Source organism: Catenulispora pinisilvae, from assembly GCF_015356865.1.
Classification (GTDB): domain Bacteria; phylum Actinomycetota; class Actinomycetes; order Streptomycetales; family Catenulisporaceae; genus Catenulispora; species Catenulispora pinisilvae.
The window spans coordinates 1-25,441 of record NZ_JAAFZA010000149.1 but is presented as its reverse complement, the minus strand read 5'-3'; the positions used below and the strand labels follow the sequence as shown (position 1 = coordinate 25,441).

22 protein-coding genes and 1 pseudogene are annotated in these 25,441 nt (G+C 71.0%); 15 read left to right on the top strand and 8 right to left on the bottom strand.

Going from position 1 to position 25,441, the window contains the following annotated elements:
* Positions 1-29: 29 nt before the first annotated feature.
* Positions 30-635 (bottom strand): TIGR03086 family metal-binding protein, encoded by a 606-nt coding sequence (locus IZR01_RS32155; RefSeq protein WP_194926058.1) that lies wholly within the window; start codon positions 633-635, stop codon positions 30-32.
* A gap of 81 nt (positions 636-716) precedes the next feature.
* On the opposite strand from IZR01_RS32155, the gene IZR01_RS32150 reads away from it, so the two are divergent.
* Complete coding sequence (locus tag IZR01_RS32150; RefSeq protein WP_323747160.1) at positions 717-1,778, top strand: ADP-ribosylglycohydrolase family protein; 1,062 nt, start codon at positions 717-719, stop codon at positions 1,776-1,778.
* Positions 1,779-1,814: 36 nt separating this feature from the next.
* Positions 1,815-3,299 carry a UDP-N-acetylmuramoyl-L-alanine--D-glutamate ligase gene (gene murD, locus IZR01_RS32145; protein ID WP_194926057.1) on the top strand — a complete coding sequence of 495 codons (1,485 nt, stop codon included), beginning with the start codon at positions 1,815-1,817 and terminating at the stop codon, positions 3,297-3,299.
* A 71-nt stretch (positions 3,300-3,370) separates the two neighbouring features.
* On the opposite strand, the gene IZR01_RS32140 is transcribed toward murD, so the two are convergent.
* The 3 genes from IZR01_RS32140 to IZR01_RS32130 form a co-directional block, all read right to left on the bottom strand.
* On the bottom strand, positions 3,371-4,018 hold the full coding sequence (locus tag IZR01_RS32140; protein ID WP_194895548.1) for a hypothetical protein: 648 nt from the start codon (positions 4,016-4,018) through the stop codon (positions 3,371-3,373).
* Positions 4,019-4,089: 71 nt separating this feature from the next.
* Positions 4,090-4,944 carry an AraC family transcriptional regulator gene (locus IZR01_RS32135; RefSeq protein WP_194926056.1) on the bottom strand — a complete coding sequence of 285 codons (855 nt, stop codon included), beginning with the start codon at positions 4,942-4,944 and terminating at the stop codon, positions 4,090-4,092.
* A 46-nt stretch (positions 4,945-4,990) separates the two neighbouring features.
* Positions 4,991-6,418: a glycosyltransferase 87 family protein gene (locus IZR01_RS32130; protein ID WP_194926055.1), complete on the bottom strand. Its 1,428-nt coding sequence runs from the start codon at positions 6,416-6,418 to the stop codon at positions 4,991-4,993.
* A 203-nt stretch (positions 6,419-6,621) separates the two neighbouring features.
* Between IZR01_RS32130 and ftsW the strand changes: the two genes are divergently transcribed.
* The 4 genes and pseudogenes from ftsW to IZR01_RS32110 all read left to right on the top strand — a co-directional run bounded on the left by ftsW (position 6,622) and on the right by IZR01_RS32110 (position 12,045).
* Complete coding sequence (gene ftsW, locus IZR01_RS32125) at positions 6,622-7,944, top strand: putative lipid II flippase FtsW (RefSeq protein ID WP_194926054.1); 1,323 nt, start codon at positions 6,622-6,624, stop codon at positions 7,942-7,944.
* Between the two features lie 9 nt (positions 7,945-7,953).
* Positions 7,954-9,021: pseudogene (gene murG / locus IZR01_RS32120) on the top strand (undecaprenyldiphospho-muramoylpentapeptide beta-N-acetylglucosaminyltransferase); the annotation flags it as partial.
* Positions 9,022-9,302: 281 nt separating this feature from the next.
* Entirely contained in the window at positions 9,303-10,712 is a 1,410-nt protein-coding gene (gene murC / locus IZR01_RS32115; RefSeq protein ID WP_194895543.1) for a UDP-N-acetylmuramate--L-alanine ligase, read from the top strand.
* Between the two features lie 133 nt (positions 10,713-10,845).
* Complete coding sequence (locus IZR01_RS32110; protein ID WP_194926052.1) at positions 10,846-12,045, top strand: FAD-dependent oxidoreductase; 1,200 nt, start codon at positions 10,846-10,848, stop codon at positions 12,043-12,045.
* A 103-nt stretch (positions 12,046-12,148) separates the two neighbouring features.
* Here IZR01_RS32110 and IZR01_RS32105 read toward each other — a convergent pair whose 3' ends face one another.
* Both IZR01_RS32105 and IZR01_RS32100 read right to left on the bottom strand, forming a co-directional pair.
* The gene (locus IZR01_RS32105) at positions 12,149-13,405 is read right to left on the bottom strand and encodes a S53 family peptidase (protein WP_194926051.1); all 1,257 of its coding nucleotides are present in this window, start codon (positions 13,403-13,405) and stop codon (positions 12,149-12,151) included.
* A 14-nt stretch (positions 13,406-13,419) separates the two neighbouring features.
* Entirely contained in the window at positions 13,420-15,489 is a 2,070-nt protein-coding gene (locus IZR01_RS32100) for a hypothetical protein (protein ID WP_194926050.1), read from the bottom strand.
* Between the two features lie 201 nt (positions 15,490-15,690).
* Here IZR01_RS32100 and IZR01_RS32095 point away from each other — a divergent pair, with 201 nt between their 5' ends.
* Entirely contained in the window at positions 15,691-17,013 is a 1,323-nt protein-coding gene (locus IZR01_RS32095) for a hypothetical protein (protein WP_194926049.1), read from the top strand.
* Positions 17,014-17,090: 77 nt separating this feature from the next.
* Here the strand turns inward: IZR01_RS32095 and IZR01_RS32090 are convergent, their stop codons facing one another.
* Positions 17,091-17,714, bottom strand: a complete 624-nt coding sequence (locus tag IZR01_RS32090; RefSeq protein ID WP_194895538.1) for a hypothetical protein — start codon at positions 17,712-17,714, stop codon at positions 17,091-17,093.
* A 262-nt stretch (positions 17,715-17,976) separates the two neighbouring features.
* The gene (gene pdxR, locus IZR01_RS32085; RefSeq protein WP_194926048.1) at positions 17,977-19,431 is read right to left on the bottom strand and encodes a MocR-like pyridoxine biosynthesis transcription factor PdxR; all 1,455 of its coding nucleotides are present in this window, start codon (positions 19,429-19,431) and stop codon (positions 17,977-17,979) included.
* A gap of 98 nt (positions 19,432-19,529) precedes the next feature.
* On the opposite strand from pdxR, the gene IZR01_RS32080 reads away from it, so the two are divergent.
* From IZR01_RS32080 to IZR01_RS32045, 8 genes are all read left to right on the top strand, one after another.
* Positions 19,530-19,685 (top strand): hypothetical protein, encoded by a 156-nt coding sequence (locus IZR01_RS32080; RefSeq protein WP_194926047.1) that lies wholly within the window; start codon positions 19,530-19,532, stop codon positions 19,683-19,685.
* Between the two features lie 36 nt (positions 19,686-19,721).
* The gene (locus IZR01_RS32075) at positions 19,722-20,513 is read left to right on the top strand and encodes a cell division protein FtsQ/DivIB (RefSeq protein ID WP_194926046.1); all 792 of its coding nucleotides are present in this window, start codon (positions 19,722-19,724) and stop codon (positions 20,511-20,513) included.
* A gap of 282 nt (positions 20,514-20,795) precedes the next feature.
* Entirely contained in the window at positions 20,796-21,980 is a 1,185-nt protein-coding gene (gene ftsZ, locus IZR01_RS32070) for a cell division protein FtsZ (RefSeq protein ID WP_194895534.1), read from the top strand.
* A gap of 13 nt (positions 21,981-21,993) precedes the next feature.
* Positions 21,994-22,743 (top strand): peptidoglycan editing factor PgeF, encoded by a 750-nt coding sequence (pgeF, locus tag IZR01_RS32065; protein ID WP_194895533.1) that lies wholly within the window; start codon positions 21,994-21,996, stop codon positions 22,741-22,743.
* A 2-nt stretch (positions 22,744-22,745) separates the two neighbouring features.
* A complete protein-coding gene (locus IZR01_RS32060; RefSeq protein WP_194926045.1) occupies positions 22,746-23,492 on the top strand; it encodes a YggS family pyridoxal phosphate-dependent enzyme in 747 nt (248 codons plus the stop codon).
* A 151-nt stretch (positions 23,493-23,643) separates the two neighbouring features.
* On the top strand, positions 23,644-24,255 hold the full coding sequence (locus IZR01_RS53615; RefSeq protein WP_194895531.1) for a cell division protein SepF: 612 nt from the start codon (positions 23,644-23,646) through the stop codon (positions 24,253-24,255).
* A 106-nt stretch (positions 24,256-24,361) separates the two neighbouring features.
* Positions 24,362-24,646: a YggT family protein gene (locus IZR01_RS32050; protein ID WP_194895530.1), complete on the top strand. Its 285-nt coding sequence runs from the start codon at positions 24,362-24,364 to the stop codon at positions 24,644-24,646.
* Between the two features lie 56 nt (positions 24,647-24,702).
* On the top strand, positions 24,703-25,441 hold a 739-nt coding region (locus IZR01_RS32045; protein WP_194926044.1), incomplete at its 3' end, for a DivIVA domain-containing protein.

Genomic DNA, 25,441 nt, shown 5'->3' with positions numbered 1-25,441 from the left:
GAAAAAGGCGCCCCGAACCCCAAACACCCCTAACCAATAGGCCGCCACCCAGGCGTCCGTCCCAGGTGCAACAGAATCTGGTCGAGCGCGGAGGCGTCCTCGGGGATCTCCAGCGCGGGGACGAACGCCGAGCCGTCGGCGGTCCGGTTGTCGCCGTTCGGCACGGCCAGCGTGATCCGCAGCGCCTCTTGCTCCAGCTCCGGCCGCAGGTCGAAGGGTAGGCCGAGGGTGGCGGCGACGTCCCAGGCGTGCACGATGTAGTCGATGAAGTGGAAGCCGATCGCCACCGGTGCCGGGAAGCGGGGCGGGTCGATCTGGAACTCGGGCAGGTCGAAGACGGTGTCGAGGTCGGCACCGAGCTCCGCGTACGCGGCCAGTACCTCCTCCGATGCCGCGAGGTACTGCTGCACCGCGTCCGGTCCGGCTGCTGCGAACTCCCACCGCTTCATGTCCGCGCCGTCGCCCCGGGACGCCGCCGCGAAGCCGTGGTGCTGCACCGTCATGTGGCCCAGCAGATCCGCGAGCGTCCACCCCTCGCACGGGGTCGGCCGGCCCAAGTCCGTGACCTGCACCTGCCTGACGATGTCCATACTGTCGCGTACCGCGCGCGCGTTCAGGTCCCTGATATCGGTCATGCCTCGATGATCCGCCGCCTTTGTAGCGCTGGTCCACCGGGGTCGGCCAAGTGTGCGTGAACTGGGCGTTAGGATGCGCGGGTGGTCGGCGACAGGGAACGTACGGCGCGGGTGATCGGGGACACGGAACGTGCGGCGCGTGCGGTCGGGGCGGTGGTCGGTTCGGCGGTCGGCGACGCGCTCGGCGCGCCCTTCGAGTTCGGGGCGGCTGGCGCGTTCTCGGTGAAGTATCCGGTGAAGAATCCGGTGAAGCGCCCGGCGAAGTACCCGGCGCAGATGCTTCCAGTGCTTCCAGCCGAGCCGAATCCGCCGGGCGATCCCACGCCCTCTGAGATGCGCGGCGGCGGTGGCTGGGACCCCGGCGAAGCCACCGACGACACCCAGATGGCAGTGCTGGTCGCGGATTCGCTGCTGGAGCGCGGCGGTTTGGACCCGGCTGACATCTTCGAGCGTTTTCAGCGGTGGGCCCGGTCCGATCCCAAGGACATCGGATTGCAGACCGAATCCGTCCTGACCAGTGGCGACCCCTGGGACAGCGCGGCCGGGCTGCATTTCTGGATCACCGGTCACGCGGCCGGCAACGGCTCCCCGATGCGCGCCGCGACCTCCGCGGTCTACTTCGCATCCGCCGGGCGCGAGGCGACGATGGACGCGGCCCGCCGCATCGCGGCCCTCACCCACGGCGACCGCGCGGCGTGGGAGGGCACGGCGGTCTTCCACGAGTTGGTGCGCCTCGCCCTCGATGGCGAGGACCCGCTCATCGCGCTGCCCGGCGTCATCACGCGCATCCACCCCGACCACCGCGACCGCTACGCCGCGATCCTGGCGCCCGACTGGCATCCGGGGCTGGCCACCGAGTTCAACGGCGCCGTGTGGCCGTGTCTGGGGTCCGCGGTGTGGGCGCTGCGCATTACCTCCGACTACGAGTCCGCCCTGCGCGCCGCCATCGACCTCGGCGGCGACACGGACACCGTGGCCGCGGTGACCGGGGGACTGGCCGGTGCCGTCTATGGCCGCGACGCGATCCCCGTGCGCTGGACCGATGTGCTTCACGTGCCCGTCCCCGGCTGGGGCGAGCGGGTGGTGCGATACCCGGAGTTGGCCGAGATGGCCATGCGGCTGTTGGCGGCCGCCGCCCAATAAGCGTGCATGCGCGCGCCACCTAATAGGCTTGCCCGCATGAACGACTTCGCCGCTCCCGGTCCTGTGCAGTTCGATGGCGCCGCCGTCACGGTGGTGGGGGCGCGGGTGGTCGGGTTGTCGGCGTCGGCGGCGTTGGCGGCGCGCGGGGCGAAGGTGACGTTGGTCGATCGGTATGACGATGAGGCGACCACGGCGCGCGCGGCGCAGGCGGCGGAGCACGGTGCCACGCTGCGGTTGGGTGACGATGAGACCCTGCCGGCCGGGACCCAGCTGCTGATCGTCAGTCCCGGGATGCCGCCGTCGGCGCCGATCGTGGCGGCGGCGCGGGCGGCCGGGGTGCCGATCTGGGGGGACGCCGAGCTGGCGTGGCGGTTGCGGGCGCCGTTGGCGGACGGGAGTCACGCGCCGTGGCTGGTCGTCACCGGGACCAACGGCAAGAGCACCACGGTGCGGATGGCCGAGTCGATGCTGAAGCAGGCCGGGAAGAACGCCGTGGCGTGCGGCAACATCGGGTACCCGGTGCTGGACGCCGTGCTGCGGGGGCAGGCCGGCGGGGAGGCCGGGGAGCCGTTCGAGGTGCTGGTCATCGAGCTGTCCAGCTACCAGCTGCACTGGAGCTCCACGCTGAGCCCGCTGGCCGCCGTGGTGCTGAACCTCGCGCCGGACCACATCGACTGGCACGGGTCGTACGCCGAGTACGTCAACGCCAAGGCCCGCGCGTACGAGAACTGCCAGATCGCCGCGATCTACAACGCCGCCGACCTGGAGACCGTGCGCCTGGTCGAGGAGGCGGACGTCGTCCAGGGCTGCCGGGCGATCGGCTTCACGCTCGGCGCGCCGGGGCTGTCGATGCTCGGCGTGGTGGACGGCATCCTGGCCGACCGCGCCTTCGTCGACGACCGCCGGAGCAGCGCCGCCGAGCTGGGCACCGTCTACGACGTCGAGCCGAACGCCCCGCACAACATCGCCAACGCGCTGGCCGCCGCCGCGCTGGTCCGCGCCTACGGCGTGGAGCCCACGGCGGTGCGCGACGGGCTGCGCGAGTTCCGGCCCGAGCCGCACCGCATCGCCTGGGTGGCGACCATCGACGGGGTGGACTACGTCGACGACTCCAAGGCCACCAACCCGCACGCCGCCTCGGCCTCGATCGGCGCCTACGACCACGTGGTCTGGCTGGCCGGCGGGCTGGCCAAGGGCGCGGACTTCGACGACCTGGTGGAACGGCACGCCAAGCGGCTGCGCGGCGCGGTCCTGTTCGGCGCCGAACGCCACCTGGTCGCCGAGGCGCTGCGCCGCCGGGCCCCGGAAGTGCCGGTGGCGGACCTCGGCGGGCCCGGCCCGGACCGGGCGGCCGAGGTGATGGCCGAGGCGGTCAGGGCCGCGCGGGCGATGGCGGTGACCGGGGACACCGTGCTGCTGGCGCCGGCGTGCGCGTCGATGGACATGTTCAGTTCGTATGGGCAGCGTGGGGACGTCTTCGCTGAGGCGGTGCGGGAGCTGAAGGCCGAGGTCGCGGAGTGAAAGCAAGAGAACTGCTCATCGAGATCTACTGACAGTAGAGCTGCCGACCGCAGAGCTGTTGCCGAGCAGAGCTACTGACCCGGCATCCGCCTAGCCCGGAACGCCCGGGCGAAAGCGGCCCCGGTCGGCGTCACATCCGGGTCCTCAGCGATGATCGCGTACAGCGCGGAGGCGGCCGTGAGATCGCCGAGCGCGGCGTACAACCCGGCCTTGTTCAGCAGCAGCGTGGTCTTGGTCTCCGGATCCGGATCCCCGGCGAGTCCGTTGTCCATGGCGATCACCCGGTCCTGCGGATCCTCCAGCAGCAGCGAGAGCTCCTTCCACGCCGGCGGGAACCCCGGGAAGCGCTGCGTGATGGTCCGCAGGATCCGCGTCTTCTCCGCGCGGTCCTCCAGCCACTCCAACTGCACAAAGGCCCTGGAGAAACCTGGGCTGAGCTGTCCGGCGTGCTCCCGTCGCAGCATGTTCAGTGTGGTGCGGCAGGTGAAGAAGCCCGCCGGGGACAGCAGTGCCACCCGCTCGTACAGGTTCTGCGCGGCGCGCGTGTCGCCGCGCATCAGGTGCGTGAAAGCGGCGTCGTACGGCGGGTACGGCCACTCCGGGGCGAGTGCCGCGGCCCGGCCGAGCAGCGTCAGGGCCTCGTCGTAGTCGCCGCGGGCGCCCGCGGAGCGGCCCTCGGCGTGGAGGCGGTGGGCTTCCGACGGGATTTCGTAGCTCATGGACTATCAAACTATTCCGCTCGTCTGTTCGACGGTAGACCTGTGCCGCAGTCCTCTGACACCGGACGGGATCAGCGCCCCGCGCCCCGCACGAAGATCCCCGGAGTGATCCCGTATGCCCGCTTGAACCAGCGCGCCAGATGCGCCTGGTCGGCGAAGCCGGTGGCCGCCGCGACGTCGGCCGGGGCGGCGCCGGCGGCCAGCAGGGAGCGGGCGTGGCGTAGGCGGAGCTGGCGCTCGTAGTCGCTCGGCGACATGCCGAACTCGGCGGAGAAGGCGCGGTAGAGGGCGAACCTGCTGCACCCGGCGGCCTCGGCGAGCAGCTCCACCGACACCGGCTCGGGATACGCCTCGCGCATCAGGGCCCGGGCCCGGCGCGCCGCCGCCCGCTGGGCACCGTCGGCCAGGGTCCTGATGCGCGGCGGCCGGGTCGCCCCGCGCAGGTGCGCGCCGAGGATGACAGCCCGCAGGTGCTCGTCCCGGGTCAGCGGGCTGGCCCCGGCGGCCAGCGCGGCGTGCAGGCGCGCGATGGCGTGCGCCAGGCGGCGGTCGCCGAGGACCGGACGGGTGAACAGCGGCAGGGCGGCGGCGGGGCCGGAAGCGCCCGCGTCGGTCGTGGCGGCGTCGGCCAGCACCGCGCGCACGGCCTGCGGGGACACGTGCACGATGCGGTAGTGATACCCGAGTTCGGCGGCGGCGTGGCCGTCGTGCGGGTCGTCCGGGTTCAGCGTCATGGCCATCCCGGCGGAGCTGGTGTGCAGGCCGCCGCGGCAGTGGAACTGCTGGGCGCCGGCCTCGGTGACGCCGAAGGAGTAGGCGTCGTGCGAGTGCGGGGCGAAGACGTGGTCGCGGAAGCGGGCGTGCATGGCTTCGACGCCTCGGGCGTCGTCGCGCCAGTACTCGGCCCAGCCTCGGGTTCCTGCCATGGCTTCTATTGTGGGCCTTCTGGTGGGCCTTCTGTTGTGGAGCCGATCAGCCTGAGGTGGCTGCACCGGCCAGTTCTTCGGGTTCCTTCGTGGTTTCCGACCGGTCCACAGCGTCTGTCTCGTCCCGGCGCAACCGCCGGAACTCCAGGACCGCCACCGCGATGACGAACGCGACACCGGCCAGCACGTAGCCGTTGCCATACAGCATCTGGAACGGATCCCACGCCTCCTCCCGGCCCAGCGAGCGCGGCGCGTAGTTGATCAGTCCGGTCGGGATCAGCGGCTGGCGCGGATCGGACCCGCCCGAGTCGTTGACCCGCATCGGCCAGGCCAGCATGGCGATCGTCCCGACCGTCACCCAGACCCGGGTCCGCAGCTGCCCGGAGCGGATCGCGGCGTGGATCGCCAGCACGAGCAGCAGCTCGACCCACACCCAGTGGCAGGTCCAGGAGATCGGCGAGATCTCCAGCGCGATGACCGAGACCACGGCGCCGGCCAGCAGCTCGGCGCCGCGGTTGGCGGCCAGCGCGGCGGCGGCCAGGCCGATGATCACGATCAGCGCGCTCGCCAGCAGCCACGGGTACTTCGCCGCGTGGTCGTTGTTGTTCAGCAGCCGCAGGAACATCCCTTGGAAGGACTGGTTCGCGGCGTAGTCGCGGCCGAAGGAGGTGACGCCGATCGCGTGGAACCAGAACTCGCGCGAGCCTTTGGGCAGCACCAGCCACACCGCGCCGCTGACCGCCACGAAGCTGCCGGTGGCCACGGCCGCCGCCCGGAACCGCCGGGTGAGCAGCAGATAGACGACGAACAGGCCCGGGGTCAGTTTGATCGCGGTGGCCAGCCCGATCCCGATCCCCTTGGTCCAGCGCCGGTCGGCCTGCGCCAGGTCGGCCACGACCAGCGCCATCACCACCACGTTGACCTGGCCCAGGTTCAGGTTCGAGTGCACCGGCTCCAGCCAGATGCCGACGGCGGCCACGCCCAGGGCGGCGCCGAGCCGTCCGAAGCCGGCCCGGTAGCCGAGCAGGCCCCACGCCGACCAGGCGACGGTGACCAGGCAGGCGATGCTGACGGCCGCGGTCAGCACCTTGATCTGGTCGAAGGTGAGCCAGGTCAGGTGCGCGTAGCCCAGGGCGGTGAGCGGGGGGTAGAGGTAGGGCAGCTTGCCCAGGCCGAAGCCGTTCGAGTACAGGTGCTGCTGGTCGTGCGCCAGCGACCGGCCGGCCTCGTAGTAGACGTCGAGGTCGATGTTGAGCCACAGTTCCTGCGGATGCGCCGAGACCACGACGATCCGCAGCCAGACCGAGCACACGAAGGCGACGAGGCCGACGACCGCGAGGGTCCGGCCCCGGGCTATGCGCGCGTGCTGGGAGGCGATGCCGAGGTAGGGGACGCGTTCGCCGCGGCGCAGGGCCGTGAGCGCGGCGGCACCGGTGACCGGCAGGGAACGGACGGTGGCCGGTAGTTGCGGCATTCGGGACGAACCCCCCGGTGGGACGACTGTGAGCGTGGCGAATCATCCCCGCCGGGAACCAGGTGCCGGCGCGGCGGCAATGCGGCACATCACTCTAGACGGACCTCGTCCCTGGTGCGTAATAGACCGGCGAAGGCCCCGGTTCCCGACACCCCGCCTCAAGCTGACCCCCCGTCCGCCGCCCGCTGGCTAACCTAAGGACCATGAGTGAACAGGCCGCGGACCCGCAGGCGTCGCCGTTGAAGAACGCCGTGCGTGCGCTGCGGGCCCGTCGCGCCGTCCTGAAGTCCTTGTTCGACCTCGAACTCACGTCCTACTACCTGCTGGTCGGGGCCGTGCTGTTGCTGCTCGGCATCGGGTTGCTGGAGGTGTTCTCGGCCTCCAGTGTCAACAACCTGGTGAACGGCCGGCCGATGCTGTCCTCGATCCAGAACCAGGCGATCTCGGCGGTGCTGGGGCTGGCGCTGATGTGGGGCGCGTCGCGGCTGCCGCCGAGGGCGTACCGGACGCTGGCCTATCCCGCGCTGGTCGGGACCGTGCTGGCGCTGCTGCTCGTGCTGGCCGTCGGGTCCTCGCACAACGGGAACAAGAACTGGCTGATCATCGGGCCGCTGACCGTGCAGCCCAGTGAGTTCGCCAAGCTGGCGCTGGTGCTGTGGGGCGCGGACCTGCTGGTGCGCAAGGAGAAGCTGCTCACCACCTGGGACCACCTGCTGGTGCCGCTGGTGCCCGGGGCCGTGGTGATCATCGCGCTGGTGATGATGGGCGGGGACATGGGGACCTCGATAATCATCGTCGCCATCGTGTTCTGCCTGCTGTTCACGGCCGGCGCGCCCGGGCGGCTGTTCTCCATCCTGCTGTGCTCGGCGGTGGGGCTGGCGACGCTGGCCATCTTGATGCGGCCCTCGCGGGTGCGGCGGTTCACCAACTTCCTCAGTCCCGAGAACGACCCCGGCGGCACCGGCTACCAGGCCATCCACGCGTTCCAGGCGCTGGCCAGCGGCGGCTGGTTCGGGGAGGGCCTGGGCGCCAGCAAGCAGCGCTGGGGGCAGCTGCCGGAGGTGCAGACCGACATGATCTTCGCCATCATCGGCGAGGAACTGGGGCTGATCGGCGCGCTGACGGTGCTCGGGTTGTTCCTGACGCTCGCCTACGCCGGGATCCGGATGGCGCTGCGGACCACCGACCCGTTCGTGCGGCTGGTGTCGGCCTCGGTCACGGTCTGGCTGGCCGCGCAGATGATGATCAATCTCGGGGCGGTGACCGGTGTGCTGCCGATCGCGGGCGTGCCGTTGCCGTTCGTGTCTTATGGCGGTTCGTCGCTGTTGCCGTCGTTGACGGCGGTCGGGATGCTCATGTCGTTCGCCAGGCGGCGTCCCGAGCCGTTGGATCCGGCCGGGGCGGATGCCGGGTCGAGCGCTGGGTCGAGCGCTGGGTCGAGCGGCGGGTCGAACGCTTCGCCGGACACAGTGCGCGACCGGGGCGTCACCTCGGAGCGTCCGGAATCGGCCCCCGCCGACCGATAGGGTGGCCGGGTGCATGTGGTCATCGCCGGCGGCGGCAGCGCCGGGCATATCGAACCCGCCCTGAACACCGCGGACGCGCTGCGGCGTGCCGATCCCACGATCGGGATCACGATGCTGGGTACCACGAAGGGCCTGGACACCAAGCTGATCCCGGCCCGCGGGTACGAGCTGCGGCTGATCCCGGCCGTCCCGCTGCCGCGCAAGCCGTCCGCGGCGTTGCTGACCCTGCCGGCCCGGATGCTGGGCACGGTCAAGGCGGCGCAGCAGGTGATAACGGAGGTCGACGCGGACGTCGTCATCGGCTTCGGCGGCTACGTCGCGCTGCCGGCCTACCTGGCCGCCCGGCGGGCCAAGCGGCCGATCGTGGTGCACGAGGCCAACATCCGCCCGGGCCTGGCCAACCGGGTCGGCGCGAAGTTCACCGACCACGTGCTGACCGGCAACCCGGCGGTCCCGATGCCCGGCGGCGTCTGCGTCGGCATGCCGCTGCGCCCGGCCATCACCGGCCTGGACCGCGCGGCCACCCGCGCCGAGGCCCGCAAGGCCTTCGGCCTGGACCCGGACCGGCCGACGCTGCTGGTCACCGGCGGCTCGCAGGGCGCGCGGCGGCTGAACGACACGATGGTCGCCTCGGTGAAGCGGCTGCACGACGCCGGGATCCAGGTGCTGCACTCCTACGGCGACAAGAACTCGGTGGCGATAGAGCAGGACCCCGCCGGGCCGCCGTATGTGGCGCTGCCGTACGTGGACCGGATGGACCTCGCCTACGCCGCCGCCGACCTGGCGATGACCCGCGGCGGGATGATGACGTGCAGCGAGCTGGCCGCGGTCGGACTGCCGTCGGTGTACGTGCCGCTGCCGGTCGGCAACGGCGAGCAGCGGCTGAACGCCACGCCGGTGGTCGAGGCCGGCGGCGGGCTGCTGATCGACGACTCGGCGCTGACGCCGGAGTGGTTCGCGGCGAACGTGGTGCCGCTGCTGCTGGACGCCGAGCGGCTGGTGACGATGAGCGCGGCGGCGCGCCGGTTCGGGATCCGGGACGCGGACGAGAAGATCGTGGATCTGGTGTTCGCGGCGGCTGGGGTGGCGCGGCCGGGGGGTTCGGTTGCTGTGCCTGTGCCTGTGCCTGCGGCTGCGGCTTCTTCGGGTGTTGAGTCGGTTCCGGTTCCGGCTTCAGTTCCGGCTCCGGCTGCGGCCGCGGACGCGGTTGAGGCCAAGCCCGCCACCGAAGCTGAGACGGCTGCCGAAGCTGAGGTCGCCGCCGAAGCCGAGACAGCTACCGAAGCCGAGCCCGCCATTGTGGCAGCTACCGAAGCCAAGGTCGCCACCGTGGCCACCGACACCGAGGAGGGCGACCGATGAAGCGCTTCCCAGCCCCGGCCGAAGTCATCCCGGCCGCCGAGCTCGGCCGCATCCACTTCGTCGGCATCGGCGGCGTCGGCATGGCCCCGCTCGCCCGGGCCGTGATCGGCCGCGGCCTGCCGGTCAGCGGCAGCGAGATCAAGGATTCGGCGACCGTCCGCGAACTGCGGGACCTCGGCGCGGCCATCGCGCTCGGCCAGGCGCCGGAGAACCTGGACGGCGTCGACACCGTCGTGATCTCCGGCGACATCCCGGAGCGGAACGTCGAGGTCGTCGAGGCCGGCGCCCGCGGCCTGCGGATGCTGCACCGGGCCTCCGCCCTGGCGTCCCTGATGCCCGGCTACCGCTCGGTGGCCATCGCCGGCACCCACGGCAAGACCACCACCAGCTCGATGGTCACCGTCGCGCTGCGGCACGTGGGGCTGGACCCGAGCTTCGTGATCGGCGGCGAGATCGGCGCCACCGGGGAGTCCGGGCACGCCGGGGCCGGCGACATCCTGATCGCCGAGGCCGACGAGTCCGACGGCACGTTCACGCACTACCGGCCGACCGTCGCGGTCATCACCAACATCGAGCTCGACCACCCGGACCACTTCGCCGACGTGGCGCAGGTCCGCGCCGAGTTCCAGGACTTCGCCGACCGGCTGGAGCCCGGCGGCACGCTGGTCTGCTTCGCCGACGACCAGGCCGCGCGGGCCATCGCCGAACGCACCGCCGCGCGCGGGGTACGGGTGCTGACCTACGGGCTGGGCGATGACGTGGACATCCGGGTGACCGACGTCGGCACCGTCGGCGGCTTCCCGACCTTCAAGCTGGTCACGGCCACCGAGACCCACGGCCCGATCACCTTGTCGATCCCGGCCCGGCACAACGCCCTCAACTCCGGCGCCGCCCTCGGCGTGGCCCTGGCGCTCGGCGTGGAACCCAAGCCGTTCCTGGAAGGCGTCGCGCAGTTCACCGGCGCGAGCCGCCGCATGCAGTACCTCGGCCAGGCCGGCGGCGTGAAGGTCTACGACTCCTACGGCCACCACCCGACCGAGATCACCTCGGACCTGTCCGCGGCCCGCGAACTGGTCGGCGAGGGCCGCGTCGTCGTGGCCTTCCAGCCGCACCGCTACTTCCGCACCAACACCTTCCTGCACGAATTCGGCCCGGCCCTCGGCAGCGCCGACGCGGCCGTGGTCCTGGACGTCTACTCGCACGGCGAGGAGCCGATCCCCGGCGTCGGCGGCGACGTGATCGCGGCCGAGACAGGACTGCCCCCCGAGGCCAGCCTGTTCGAGCCGGACTTCGACCGGGTGCCGCAGCGCCTGGCCGAGCTGGCCGGGCCCGGCGACCTGGTGGTCACGGTCGGGGCGGGGGACGTGACGGAGATCGGGCCGCGGCTGCTGAAGCTGCTGGCTTAGTCGGTAGGTCCATAAAACAGAGCCACAGGTCAGGGCGTCCCGGTTCGGGGCGCCCTGTTTTGTCGTCGCTGTGGACAGGCTTCGCCTCGATACTAGTTGCGTAGTAACTAGTCACCATGTAACTATAGTCAGCATGACAGCCATCAAGAACGCCATTGTCGTCGGCGGCGGCATAGCCGGCCCCGTCGCCGCTCTCGCCCTGGCCAAGGCCGGTATCCGGGCTGAGGTCTATGAGGCCTATCCGCGGACCGACCGCTCCGGGGCCATGCTCACCGTCGCGCCGAACGGGCTGGCCGCGCTGGAGACCGTGGGGTTGCGGGCCCGGGTGGAGGCCGTGGGGAATCCGCTGCACACCATGATCATGGAGAAGGGCAATGGCAGGACGCTGATGCGGCTGCCGTCGCTGCCGGGGTTGCCGCTGAGCCGCGTCCTGTACCGGGCCGATCTGTTCGACGCCATCAGGGCCGGTGCTGAGGAGCAGGGCATCGTGGTGCACGACGGCAAGCGCCTGGTCGGGGTCGAGGAGGCGGCCGACGGTGTCACCGCGCGGTTCGCCGACGGCAGCTCCGCCACCGCTGAGCTGCTGATCGGTGCGGATGGGATCCACTCGACGGTGCGGCGGTTGATCGATCCGGAGGCGCCGGAGCCGGAGTACGCCGGGTTGATGAGCTTCGGGTTCGGGGACCTCACCGGTGCGTATCGGCCCGGCGAGGTTGATGAGATGCACTTCGCCTTCGGCAAGCGCTCGTTCTACGGCTACTGGACGCAGCCGGACGGGTCGGAGGTCTTCTTCAGCAACCTGCCGCAGGACAAGCCGATGACGCTGGCCGAGGCGCGCGCCGTGCCGAACGCCGAGTGGCTGGCGAAGCTGCGGGCCGCGCACGCCGGGGACCAGCCGGGGGAGCGGATGCTGCGCGCGGTGTCGGCGGACGAGCTGGTGCTGACCGGGCCGATGGAGCGGATGCCGAAGCTGCCGCACTGGTTCCGGGACCGCATGGTGCTGGTCGGGGACGCGGCGCACGCGCCGTCCTCCAGCTCCGGCCAGGGCGCGTCGCTGGCGCTGGAGAGCGCCGTCGAGTTGGCGCACTGCCTGCGGGACATCGACGCGCTGCCCGCCGCTCTGGCCACGTACGAACGCCTGCGCAGGCCGCGCGTCGAGGAGATCTCGGAACAGGCCGCGAAGACCAACAACGGCAAGACCGCCGGACCGGTCGCCAAGTTCATGTTCGGCCTGATGATGCCGATCGCGAGCCGCACCTTCCTGCAACCGGAGAAGATGTTCGGTCCGGTGCACCGCTTCCGCGTCGAGTGGGACGCGAAGGTGACGGCGTGAAAGGGGCCGGCAGCCCAGTAGGGTGCCGGCCCATCGGAAACCGATTCGGAACGACAGAATCAGTCAGAGCAGCGAGAGTAGTCAGAGCAGCGAGAGCAGCCAGTTAGAACGCTGACAGCCCGTTCGGCGACCCCATCCCGGTCGGTCCGTCATACCCGACCACCGCGTTGCACTGGTAGTCGCCGCCGCAGTCCAGGCCGGTGACGTTTTTCCCACCGACCACGTCGTTCAGCCCGGCGCGCGCCGCCGGGGCGTAGAACGACGACGCGTCCGCGTACTTGCCCGGGTTCCCGGCCAGCGCGATCACTCCGGCGATGAACGGCGAGGAGGCGCTGGTGCCGCCGATGATGTTCCAGCCGGGCTGGAGCGGCTGGCCCAGCGTGTCGGTGACGTAGACGGCCGGTCCGGTCTGCGGGTCGGCGTCGGCTGAGACGTCGGCGATCATGCGGCCGGGGCAGTTCGCATCGGTCTGCCAGGCGGGCTTGTCCACCCACGCTGAGCAGCCGCTGCCCGCCGCGCCGCCGTCACTGTTCCAGGCGCTCTCGGTCCAGCCGCGGGCGTTGGCGGCCTTAGCCAGCGAGGTACCGCCGACCGCGACCACGCTGCTGTACACCGCAGGCTCATTCGGGATGCCGTAGCCCCCATCACCAGAAGACGCGACGATCGCGACGCCAGGATGCGTGTAGTGCACGGCGTCACCGGGTGTCGCCGAGGACTCGGTCCCGCCGTAGCTGTTGGTGACCTCGGTCGCACCGAGCTTGACCGCGGTGTCCACCGACGCGCCGAGATCGCTGCCCTGCGCGGTATCGGCTTCGACCAAAAGGATCTTGCACTGCGGGCAGGCCGCCGAGACCATGTCCAAGTCCAGCGAGATCTCCACACCCCAACCGGCGTCAGTCGGCAGCGGGGTGGCCGCGCCCCGCTGGTTCACCTTGCTGAAGCAGCCGTTGGCGGTCGTGCAGGCCGGCAGGCCGTAGGTCGAGCGGTAGACCGCGAGATCCGCCTCGGCGGCCGGGTCGTCCCCCGCATCCACGATCGCCACAGTCTGATTCGCACCACCCGCGCTCGGCAGGTCGTACGCGGCGTGCAGATCCGCCGGGCCGAAGCCAGCCGGGGCAGCAGCAGCGGCAGCCTTACCGGCGGCACCAGCCACCCGGCCGATGTGCGCCGGCTCATGCACGTCGGTGCGGATCTGCGCGAAGCACCGGTCGAATCCAGGCTTCGCAGCCCCACACACATCCTTCACATTGCTTCTCGCAGTGGCCGCGTCTGCTGGTGCCACCGCAGCGGTGATGGCACCGGCCGCCAGCACTGCGGCTCCCAGCACGGCGAGCAGCCTGTGGTTTCCTATCCGACTCATAACCCTGATCCCCCTCAGCCGATGGTGTACGCGTTGTCGACGGTCTGGCTGATCGACCCGCCGAGCGCATCAGTCGCGGTCACCTTCAGCCACGGCGTGGCGCCCTTGGCCGCGCCGTTCTTCCACAACGCCACGAAGTGGTTCTGACCGGCCGGAACCACCGAGGCCGCGGTCCAGGTCGCACCCTTGTCGAAGGACACTGACACCGTCGCGCCGGTGGCCGCGGCCTGCGAGCCCGCCGAGCCGTAGGACTCGTGGCCGACGGTCAGGTCCAGCGCCGTCACCGGGCCGTGGCTGGTGTTCGTGTCGTCGGTGGCCAGCTGGTAGTTCAGGTCCAGCACCGGCAGGATCGAGCACGGGGTGGTGCCGGTCCCCTGAGCCGCGCAGACGTACCCGGACGGCAACGTCGACGCCGGGTCCGAGGCCGGGGTGTACGGCACGGTGATGTCGGTGTGCGTCGAGGTGGACTGCGTGATCGGGAACTGGCTGAGGTCCTGGTCGTAGACCAGACGGTAGGTGCCGGGCTGCTGCGCCTGGCCGGTCAGCTCGGTGCCGGAGGCGTTGTCCTGCGAGAAGACCTGGGTGCCGTCGCGGTAGACGGTGAGGTGCGCGGTCGCCCATCCCAGCAGCTGTGCGTAGCTGTCCGGGTTGCTGTCCTGGATCGGGACCAGCCCGAGGTCGACGGTGCCGCCGTCAGCGCAGGAGTTGCACTGGATCGGACCGCTGAACGGGCCGGCCGTGTCCTTGAACTTGCCCACCTGCGGCGTGATCGGGCCGTGGCCCCAGGTGCGCCAGACCTCCTTGCCCGGGCCCTGATAGACGCCGCCGAGCTTCCCGAAGAGCAGTGCCGACGGGGAGCCCGAGTTCGGGCTGGGCAGGGCGTCCATGACCTGCTGGGTCCAGCTGATGTCGCCGACCGGGGCGCTGACGTAGGAGGTCAGGTGCGCCGGGATCGGGAAGACCTGGGTGTCCGCGAGCCCGCCGTACTCCGGCGAGTACGGCCCGATCATGTACTCGCCCTCGCGCACCGGGTCGCCCGCGTCGGTGTCGATGGTGTTGTGCGTCGTGGTCAGCTTCGAGGTGTCGACCGGGTAGTTCTGGTCGGCGTCGATGTGGTCGGCGGCCGGGAAGCCGAGGGCGTAGGTGTAGAGGTCCGAACTGCCGGCCGGGTTCGTCCCGATCCAGGCCGCCAGCTGGTAGCTGAACGTGCCGATCTGGGCCGTCGCCGTGGGGGCGACGTAGGTGGATCCGAGGTTCTCCACGACGAGGTTGCCGGTGACCCCCTTGCTGTCGGTGCGGCCGTAGATCAGGTACTGGAGGCCGCCCACCGACGGCTTCGGCGTGGCCGGCGCGATCTGCGAGGCCGCCGTGCGCTCGTCGGCGGTCAGGGTGGTGACACCGCCGGCGGTCACGGTGAAGTCGAGCTGGGTCACCAGGCGCTGGGTCGCGGAGAAACCGGTGGGGTCGTTGGTCGTGAAGCCGGTGGTGGCCGAGTAGTGCCCGGCCGGCACGGCGACCCTGGCGATGCCGTTCACCACCGGGATCGGCGCGTTCCACTTGCTGCCGTCGTCCGTGTTCTGTAGGTACGTCACGGCGTCCGCGGCCTTGCCGTCCAGCCCCAGGGCGTTGATCTGCAGGATCACCATCGGGTAGAAGGGCGTCGCCGCCGGCGCGGCCGGGGTGCTCAGCGCGGGGACCAGGTACTGCGCCGGGACGAGGTTCGCGGGGTCGGCTGCCGCCGAGGCCGGGATGATGTAGGTGTGGTGCGCGTCCGGCGCGTAGCGCGTGAACGGGACGGATTTGCCGTTCGGCGCCGTGACCGTGACGGACGCGGCGGGGCCGGTCCCGGTGACCGTCACGCGGTCGCCGTTCGGCAGGGTGCTGGTCTGGGCCGCGGCCGCGGCCGGAGCCCGGTTCGGGGACAGCGGGGTCGCGGACACCGGCGTCGCGGTCCGGGCGGTGGTCGAGGCGGCCGGGGCGGTCGCCGCGGCGGCACCGGTGGCGCCGGCGGCTCCGGCCGCGGCGGTCAGGCCCAGGGCCGTGGCCGCCGCCAGGATCGGGCCACGGCGGGTTCGTGCTAGCACAAGCGGTTCCTCCAGATCGTGGGACGGCGTCGGCGCGCAAGCTCCTACGCGGGACGCCTCGTGCTCTCGCGAGACACGGACTGCATCCCGATCCGGCGAGGTTGTAAGAGAGCTGAAATTCGGCGGCTGTTTTCGAGATGCCGAGACGGTCTCTGCGGAAATACCGGGCGGGGCATACGGCGGACTCGCTACGGTTCCACGGTGACTTCCGAAGGCGCGGCCCCCGCGGCCGCCGATCCCTTGACCGCTGCCGACGAACTGCTGGCCGCCGATGACATCGCCGGGCTGATCCGGCATCTGCGCGTGGACGGCGACGCGGTGCCGTTGCCCGATTTCGTGCGGCTGCTCCGGGAGGCCGCGCGGAGTATGGGGTTCGACGCCATGGTCGGGGCGGCTTCCCGGGCGCTGGAGGCCGAGGACGACCGCGAGGCGCGGGCCGCGGCGCTGTACGACTTCGGGTTCGAGTGCATCGAGCACGGGATCGCCTTCCTGGCGATCCGGGTGCTGCGCGAGGCCGCCGAGTTGGAGCCCGGCGTGATCCAGATCCGGACCGAGCTGGCCGCCGCCTGCGAGCGGGCCTGGCAGCACCTGGACGCGATGGCCGCGCTGCGCGGCTTCCAGGGGGAGCTGCCCTGGCTGGCCCGGTACCAGCTGGCGTTCAACGCGCTGCTGGCCGGTGAGGTGGCGGTCGCGGAGGAGGAGTTCGCGGCGCTGGCCGAGCCCGAGGGCGAGGACCGGGACGATCTGCTGCCGTTGCGGGAGAAGGTCCGCGCGATGCTGGTCCGGGCCGCCGCGGTCGCCGTCACCGACGACGGTCTGGCGGCCGGGGATCTGCGCGGCTGGCAGTTCGCGCTCACCGGCGGCGTCCTGCTGACCGTCTCGCCCTACGGCTACGACGCCGGCATGACCGGACGCTGGGCGATGGTCGGCGACAGCTACGGGGCGTGCGTGGAAACGTTGCGGCGCCTCGGGGTGGTGCTGGCCGGCCGGGGCCTGTCGCCGCAGACCGTCTCGCTGCTGCCCGATCGCGACAGCCAGATCATGGGGCTGGCGGCGGCGAAGTACTTCGACCTGCCGGCGGTGCCGTTCGCCCCGGAGCGGACGGACACCCTGATCGTCGCCTACGACCTCAACGAGGCTGAGCCGGACGTCCTGGCCGCGCTGCGCAACCGCGTGCCGGGCCAGATCCTCTTCGAGCGCGCCTGCGACTGGACCGATCCGCCGCTGGCCGCCGCCGACGCCATCGGGTTCCTGCGGCAGATGGTGCGCGAACCCTGGGGGAGCGCGCTGCGGGTGGTCGACGGGGAGGTGACCGAGACCGAGGCCGACGCGCGTCCGGCCGAGGAGATCGCCGCCGAACTGGTCGCCGCCGAGCCCTACGCCGACGAGGGCGACGGCGAGACGCCGCCGGATCCGGACTCCGTGCTGGAGGCGTTCGTCACGGCGGTCGCGGACAACTGGCTGACCGCGCGGCGCGAGTACATCGGCTCGCCCGGGCCGGTGCCCAGCTCACGGTTCCTCTGAGCTCGAAAGAATTCAAGCTGAGCAGCGAAAAGCCCGGCCACTCCTCGCCTACGTGGTGGCCGGGCGGTCCCGGATGGTCAGCCCTTCTTCGAGCTGCTGGAGCTGGCCGGGCTCTTCGCCGACGAGACCGCCGACGAGGCCTTGGACGAGGCCTTGGACGACGCGCTGGAACTCGCCGTCGGGCTCACGGACACCGCGAACGGGCTTGAGTACGCGGTCTCCGGTCCCTCCTTGTCCTGCGGGTGCAGGATGCGCAGGTTGTAGGAGCCGGCCGTCTCCATCTTCACCGCGAACGCGAACTTGTTGCTCTTGTCGGTGAAGGTCGTGTAGGCCAGGGTGCTCCAGGCCGGGGAGGCGTTGGTCGAGCTCGCCGTCTGCTGCCGCTGCAACCGGACCTTCGTGCCCGGCTTCGCGCCCTTGACCTCCCCGGAGATCGTGAACACGGTGTCGTCGGCGGGCTTGGTGTTGTCGGCCTTCGCGGTGACCGTGATGGCCGTCGCCGACGACGAGCCCGAGGGACTCGGCGTGGCGGCCATCGGCACGGCCGCGGCCGGCTGCGGCAGCGCGGCGGCGACGATCGGCTTGGAGCCCGCTGACGAGGAGGGGCCGAGGGTCGAGACCGCGACGCCGCCGAGCGCCAGGGCACCGACGGCCGCGGTGACCACGGCCCCCTGCTTCTTCTGCTTGGAGGTGAGTGCCATGGCTCGATCAGACGTCTGGCGGTGCCCGGTCGCATGCGGCGCGGTCCGAATGGGGGATCGGGCGACGCCGGGATCGGGCGACGTCGGGATCGGGCGACGTCGGGATCGGGCGACGTCGGGATCGGGCGACGTCGGGATCGGGCGACGTCGGGATCGGGCGACGCCGGGATCGCCGGCGGCGGGCCTAGGAGCGGGCACACCGGCGGTCCCGGCGGCGGCCGGGAGCGGGCCGGCGATGTCAGACAGTTGGCATCGCGACGGATCAGAGCCCGGCCTCGGACTCGCGTATGAGTTCGACCAGCACCCGCACGGCCTCGGCCACCTGTGCGTCGGCCAGATTCCCGTAGCCCAGCATGAGCTGCCGGTCGTCGGCCGGACCGGCCAGCCGCAGCAGGTTCAGATCGCACAACTCGACCCCGCGCCGCTCGGCCGCCTGGATGATCCGCCGCGCCGACGCCCCCGGCGGCAGGTCGAGCAGCAGGTGCAGACCGCCCTGGCGGCCGCCGATCGCGGCTCCGGGCAGCGCCGGGGTCAGTGCCGTGACCAGCGCGTCGCGCCGAGCCCGGAACCGTTGCCGGCTGCTCCGCAGGTGCCGGTCATAGGCTCCGGACTCGATGAAGTGTGCCAGGGCCAGCTGGTTCAGGGCCGGCGCGGTCGCGGCCATCCGGGGTTCGCTGCGGACGCTGTCCAGCCAGCGCCGCGGGGCCACCACCCAGCCGACGTTCACCGTCGGCGTCATCGTGCGGCTCATCGAGCCGATCAGCGCCACCCGGTGCGGATCCGTGCCCTGCATCGCGGGGAGTGCTTGCCGGTCGTAGGAGAACTCCGAGTCGTAGTCGTCCTCGATGACCAGGCCGTCCACCCGCGCGGCCCAGTCCAGCAGCCAGCTGCGCCGTTCCGGTGCCAACTCGGCGCCGGTCACCACGTGCCGGGCCGGGCCGATGATCACGGCGCGCACGTCCGGGTGGCCGGCGAGCGCCTCGGTCACGACTCCCCGCTCGTCCACCGGCAGCGGCACCAGCTCCAGGCCGGCGGCGACCGCCGGCTCCCACAACCCGCTCGAACCCGGATCCTCGACACCGATGACCCGCTGCCCGTCCGCGTACAGAGCCCGGGCCAGCGCCGCGACTCCCTGGCGGGCACCGGTGAACACGGTCATCAGCCCCGGATCGACGCGGGTGCCGCGCCGACGGTTCAGGTGGGCGGCCAGGACCTCCCGCAGTCGTGACTCGCCTCCCGGCTCGGAGTACCCGAGCCGGTCGAAGGGCGCGGTCTCGGCCGCCACCCGGATCGCCTCGACCCACTTGCGGCGGGGGAAGGCACGGTAGTCGGGCGTGCATTGCGAGAAGTCGTACCGGACCGGTCGGTGGCCGTGCTTCGGCGCCCCCAACAGCTGTGGCAGGCCCGGGTGGCTGTGGCCGCCGGCCCGCCGCTCATCGGCCTGCGGCGACCAGCTCACCCGGGTCGCGGACCCGGTCTTCCCGGCCAGGAACCCCTCCGACACCAATTGCGCGTAGGCCTCCGTGACGGTCCATCGCGACACCCCGAGGCCTGTCGCGAGCACCCGGCTCGGCGGCAGCGCGGAGCCCAGCGGCAGCCGGCCGCCGCGGATGGCCGTCCGGATCGACTCGGCGAGCCGGTGGTGCAGCGGTCCGGGGCGGGTCGTGGACAGGTCCAGCAGGGTTTCCCAGGCCAGATTGGTCTGTGTATCGGACACGCTATTGGATCGTAGCCGTGTTCGATCTGTTCCTACAGTGGTTTCGGAAGCTGATAGACCACAACAAGTAGGGACGAATCATAATGAACGAGAAAATCGTGAGGAATCTCAAAACGGCCGTCGCACGCCGCCACGACAGGATCGCGGACAAGCGCCGCCGGTTCTTCTACGATGCCTTCTTCGCCGATCCGGAAGCCGTCGAGGACGACTACCGGCGGCTGAAAGACCGGCGGCTGACAGGCGGCCACGGCTGACCGACGGCACGGTCGCCATCTGCGAAACTGAAGCCCATGAACGCCACCGGAGCCGGCCACCCGCGGGTCAGCAGGGTATTGGTCGAGCGCTATCTGGACCGGTTGCGGCGTCGTCGGCGCTGGCGGCGGCTGGCGGTGACGGTCACGGTGTTCCTGGCGGTGCTGGCCCTGACCGGTTACTCGATCCTGTGGCACACCAAGGTCTTCGACGTCCGCTCCACCAGCGTCTCCGGCGTCAAAGTGCTGACCAGGCAGCAGGTGCTGGCCGCCGCCGCGATCCCGGCGCACGCCCCGGTCGCGGCGGTGGACACCGGGGCGGCCAAGGCCCGGCTGATGGCGCTGCCGCGGGTGAAGGACGCCTGGGTGGAGCGCTCGCTGCCGCACACCATCGCGATCACGGTCGTGGAGCGGACCCCGGCCGCCGCGCTGCCGCAGCCGGACGGTTCCTACCAGATCGTGGATCCCGACGGCGTGGTCTTCGACACAGCCGCCACCGCTTCGGTGCTTCCCCCGCATCTTCCGGTCATCCACCTGGAGCAGTTCGCTGATCCGGCGCCGAAGGATCGCGCGGCGACAGTCGCCGGGGCGCTGGCGGCCCTTCGGGCCCTGTCGCCCGCGCTGCGCGCGCGGGTACTCGCCGTGTCGGCGACCGGGCCTTACGCCATCACCTTGACCTTGACCGCCTCGAAGGCGAAACAGAAGTCGGTGACGGTGCTGTGGGGCGGTGCGGACCAACCCGATCTCAAGGCCCGGATACTGACCGCTCTGATCGGAAACGACTCGGCGCACTATGACCTGAGCGCCCCGGCGGCTCCGGCGTATTCGTAACGGTTCGAATCCGATACCCGCGATCGGCTAAGATCTGGCGGGCAATCGGACAACATACGTATTCCCCTCATCGGATCCGCGCGGGATCACACAGGGGTCGTCGGACTACGCTGAGAAGTAAAACCTGCCGACAGTTTCGGCGTGTTCGTTGAACCTCACAGGTCGCGGGACCTAATGTCCTGTAAAGACTTCACAGTCGCACGACCCCGCCGTGTCCCCGGCCGGTGTGGGCGGGACTAAGGTGATCACGAGATTACCGTCACCACGGAGAGGCCGTCGGACGTGGCAGCACCGCAGAATTACCTGGCAGTCATCAAAGTCGCGGGCATCGGCGGCGGCGGCGTCAACGCCATCAACCGGATGATCGAGGTCGGCCTGAAGGGCGTCGAGTTCATCGCCGTCAACACCGACGCCCAGGCTCTGCTGATGAGTGACGCCGACGTGAAGCTGGACGTCGGCCGCGAGCTCACCCGCGGTCTGGGTGCCGGGGCCAACCCGGACGTCGGCCGCAAGGCGGCCGAGGACCACGCCGAGGAGATCGAGGAAGTCCTCAAGGGCGCGGACATGGTCTTCGTCACCGCCGGCGAGGGCGGCGGCACCGGCACCGGCGGCGCCCCGGTGGTGGCCCGGATCGCCCGGGAGCTCGGCGCGCTGACCATCGGCGTGGTGACCCGGCCGTTCACCTTCGAGGGCCGGCGCCGGGCCAACCAGGCCGAGGACGGCATCGCGGCGCTGCGCGAGGAAGTCGACACCCTGATCGTCATCCCGAACGACCGGCTGTTGTCGATCTCCGACAAGAACGTCTCGGTCCTGGACGCGTTCAAGGCCGCCGACCAGGTGCTGCTCTCCGGAGTCCAGGGCATCACCGACCTGATCACCACCCCGGGTCTGATCAACCTGGACTTCGCCGACGTGAAGTCGGTGATGAGCGAGGCCGGCTCGGCCCTGATGGGCATCGGCTCGGCCCGGGGCGATGACCGCGCGGTGGCCGCCGCCGAGATGGCGATCTCCTCCCCGCTCCTGGAGGCCTCCATCGACGGTGCCCGCGGCGTGCTGCTGAGCATCTCCGGCGGCTCCGACCTCGGCCTGTTCGAGATCAACGAGGCCGCGCAGCTGGTCAGCGAGGCGGCGCACCCCGAGGCGAACATCATCTTCGGCGCGGTGATCGACGACGGCCTGGGCGATGAGGTCCGGGTCACCGTGATCGCGGCCGGGTTCGACGGCGGCGAGCCGGCCAAGCGGCGCACCGGGCACTCCCAGGCCGCCGGCCAGACCCGCTACGACGAGACCAGCGTCCGCGACGGGATGCGCGAGCAGGTGCTGGGCACCCTGCCCAAGCCCACCGACGCCCCGGCCCCGATCCCGGCCCACGACCCGATGGCCGACACCATGAACGTCCCGGTGATCCCGGTCCAGCCGGCGCCCTCGGCCGCGGACGAACTCGACATCCCCGACTTCCTGAAGTAGCCGGGCGACTTCCGTGGCGATATGGCAGCACTCCGGTCCGGCAGGGCAGGGCGGTAAGACCCGCTTCGCCTTCTCCGACCGCTGGGGCGGGGTCTCCAAGGCCCCTTACACCGCGACCAACCTCGGCGGGCACGTGGGTGACGACCCCGAGGCGGTCGCGGCCAACCGTTCGCTGGTGGCGTTCGAGTTGGGGTTCACCGACCCCGGCAACGTCGTGTACATGAACCAGATCCACGGCGCGGACGTGGCCTACGCGTCCGCGCAGTGGCAGGGCCGGGCCCCGGACGTGGACGCGCTGGTCACCGACCGCCGGCACCTGGCGCTGGCGGTGCTGGTCGCCGACTGCGTGCCGGTGCTGCTGGCCGACGCCCAGGCCGGGGTGGTGGCCGGAGTGCACGCCGGACGGCCCGGCATGAAGGCCGGTGTGGTCCCGGCCGCGGTCGAGCGCATGGTGCGCCTGGGTGCCGCGCCGGAGCGGATCGTCGCGGTCAGCGGGCCCTCGGTGTGCGGGTTGTGCTACGAGGTGCCCGAGCGGATGCGGGCCGATGTGGCCGAGAAGGTCCCGGCCAGCTACGCCGAGACCCGGCAGGGCACGCCCGGGCTGGACGTCGCCGAAGGCGTGTGGGCGCAACTGGAAGCGGCCGGCATCGACCTGAAGTCCTCGGTGCGGCTGCGGGTCTGCACCCAGGAATCGGAGGACTACTACTCCTTCCGCGGCGAGGGCACGACCGGCCGGTTCGCCGGCTTCGTCTGGTTGGACTGAGGATGCCCGAGGAGGACCAGGGCCGCGCCGGGGAGCAGCAGGCCTCGGATTCGCGGCGGGAGCAGATCGCCGCGAATCTGGCCGCGGTGCGCGAGGACATCGCCGCCGCGGCCCGCAAAGCCAACCGTGATCCCTCCGACGTGACATTGATCGCAGTGACCAAGACTTATCCGGCCTCGGATGTGCGGGTGCTGGCCGGACTCGGGGTTCTGGACGTCGGCGAGAACCGGGACCAGGAAGCGGCACCGAAAGCGCAGGAGACCGCCGGGCTCGGACTGCGCTGGCATTTCATCGGTCAACTCCAGACCAACAAGGCTTCCTCAGTGGCCGGATACGCCGATTTCGTGCACTCGGTGGACCGGGCGCGCCTGGTCCCCGCGCTCGCCAAGGGGGCTGTCCGGTATGACAAAGAATTGACTTGTTTGGTGCAGGTCGATCTGGGTAACGCAGAGCCCATGGACGACGATTCGGCCCGTGGCGGGGCTTTTCCGGACCGGGTGCCGGAACTGGCCGACGCGATCGCCGCGGCACCGGGTCTGCGACTCGGGGGCCTGATGGCGGTGGCGCCGCTGGGCGCCGAGCCGGGACCGGCCTTCGAAAGGCTGTACGCGCTGGCTATGCGGTTGCGAACGGCACACCCTTCAGCCACCATGATCTCCGCGGGGATGAGTGGGGATCTGGGCGAAGCGGTGGCGGCGGGCGCGACACACGTCCGCGTCGGCAGCGCGATACTCGGTATCAGACGGTGATTCCGGTAACGTCGCATCTATCGAACATCGGATACGACGACCGCACCTCTGCGCCACACATCATCGACCGCGAACGGGAAACCTGCGCGGCACCCTTTTTCGTTGACAGTTGCAAGACAGCCGTTACAGGCCCAGTCCGGAGGCGAACACCATGGCCGGCATGATGCGCAGAGCAGCGGTCTACCTCGGGCTCACAGACGAACAGCGGTTCGAGGACGAGCGCTACTACGACGACTACGAGGACGAGTACGAGACGGAGCCCGCCGAGCCCGCGGCGGTTGCCGAGCCGGTGCACCCCGAGCCGGAGCCCGGCTCCGGCGGTGCGCTCGTCGTCGCGCAGAACGACCGCCGCTCCTTCGCGGCGGCTTCCAACGTGACGGTGATGCCGGACCGCTCCGAGCGGTCCTCGCGAGCCGACCGAGCCGAGAGAGGTGGACCGGTGATGTACAGCGTCCCGACTGACCGGTCGGCGGACCGCGAAGCGTCCTACCGCATCACGACGCTGCATCCGCGCACCTACAACGAGGCGCGCACGATCGGCGAGCACTTCCGGGAGGGGGTCCCGGTGATCATGAACCTGACCGAGATGGAGGACGCCGACGCCAAGCGCCTGGTGGACTTCGCGGCCGGCCTGATCTTCGGCCTGCGCGGGAACATGGAGCGGGTGACGCAGAAGGTGTTCCTGCTGTCGCCTGCTAATGTCGACGTGACGGCCGAGGACAAGGCCCGGATCGCCGAGGGCGGCTTCTTCAACCAGAGCTGACCGTCTTGAGGCGCTAGGAACAGACTTCGGGTCCGGCGGCGTCCCGCGGCGGTGACGCAAACCGTACGCGGCGGGGCGCCGGCGAAGGTGGGAAGGGGACTGCGCTATGAGCGTTGTGGGGGCCTTGGCCCTGTGGGTGCTCTACCTCTTCGCGCTGTGCTTGATCATCCGCCTCATCATCGGCTGGGTTTTGGTATTTGCCCGGTCATGGGAGCCGCGGGGTGTCATGCTGGTCGTCGTGGAGACGGCGTACACGGTCACAGATCCTCCCCTGAAGCTGTTGCGGCGGTACATCCCGCCGTTGCGGCTGGGCGGGATGGGGTTTGACGTGGCGTTCATGATCCTCGTGATCATCGTCTTACTGCTGATCCGGGTCGCGGCTACGCTGTGACCGGGTAATGTCTGTGCGAATGCCGACGACCACGCCACGCCTGAGGTGAATGAAAGATGCCGTTGACTCCCGAGGACGTCCACAACAAGCAGTTCACGACCGTACGCCTGCGCGAGGGCTACGACGAGGAAGAGGTGGACGCCTTCCTCGACGAGGTCGAGGCCGAGCTGACCCGCTTGATCCGCGAGAACGAGGAGCTGCGGGCCAAGCTGGCCGCCGCCACCCGGGCCGCGGCCAGCGCGGCGGCCGCGCCCGTCCCGATGCGACGGGAGCCGACCCCGATACCCGCGCCCGCGCCGCCGGTCCCGGCGCCGCTTCCGGCCCCCCTGCCCGCTCCGCTCCCGGTCCCGCAGGCCCCGCAGTTCCAGGCCCCCGGCGGCGACTCCGCGGCCCGGGTCCTGGCCCTGGCCCAGCAGACCGCCGACCAGGCGATCGCCGAGGCCCGCAACGAGGCCAACAAGATCGTCGGCGAGGCCCGCGGCCGGGCCGACGGCCTGGAGCGCGACGCGCGCGGCAAGGCCGACGCCCTGGAGCGCGACGCGCAGGAGAAGCACCGCGTGGCGATGGGCTCGCTGGAGACCGCCCGCGCGGCGCTGGAACGCAAGGTCGACGACCTGCGTGCCTTCGAGCGCGAGTACCGCCAGCGCCTGAAGAGCTACCTGGACGGCCAGATGCGCCAGCTGGAGGCCTCCGGCGGCGAGGACACCATGAGCTCCTCGATGGGCTCGCGCCCGCAGCTCGGCGCCACCGGTATGAGCGCCCCGCCGCCGGAGGCCTCCAGCTGGCGCATCTGGC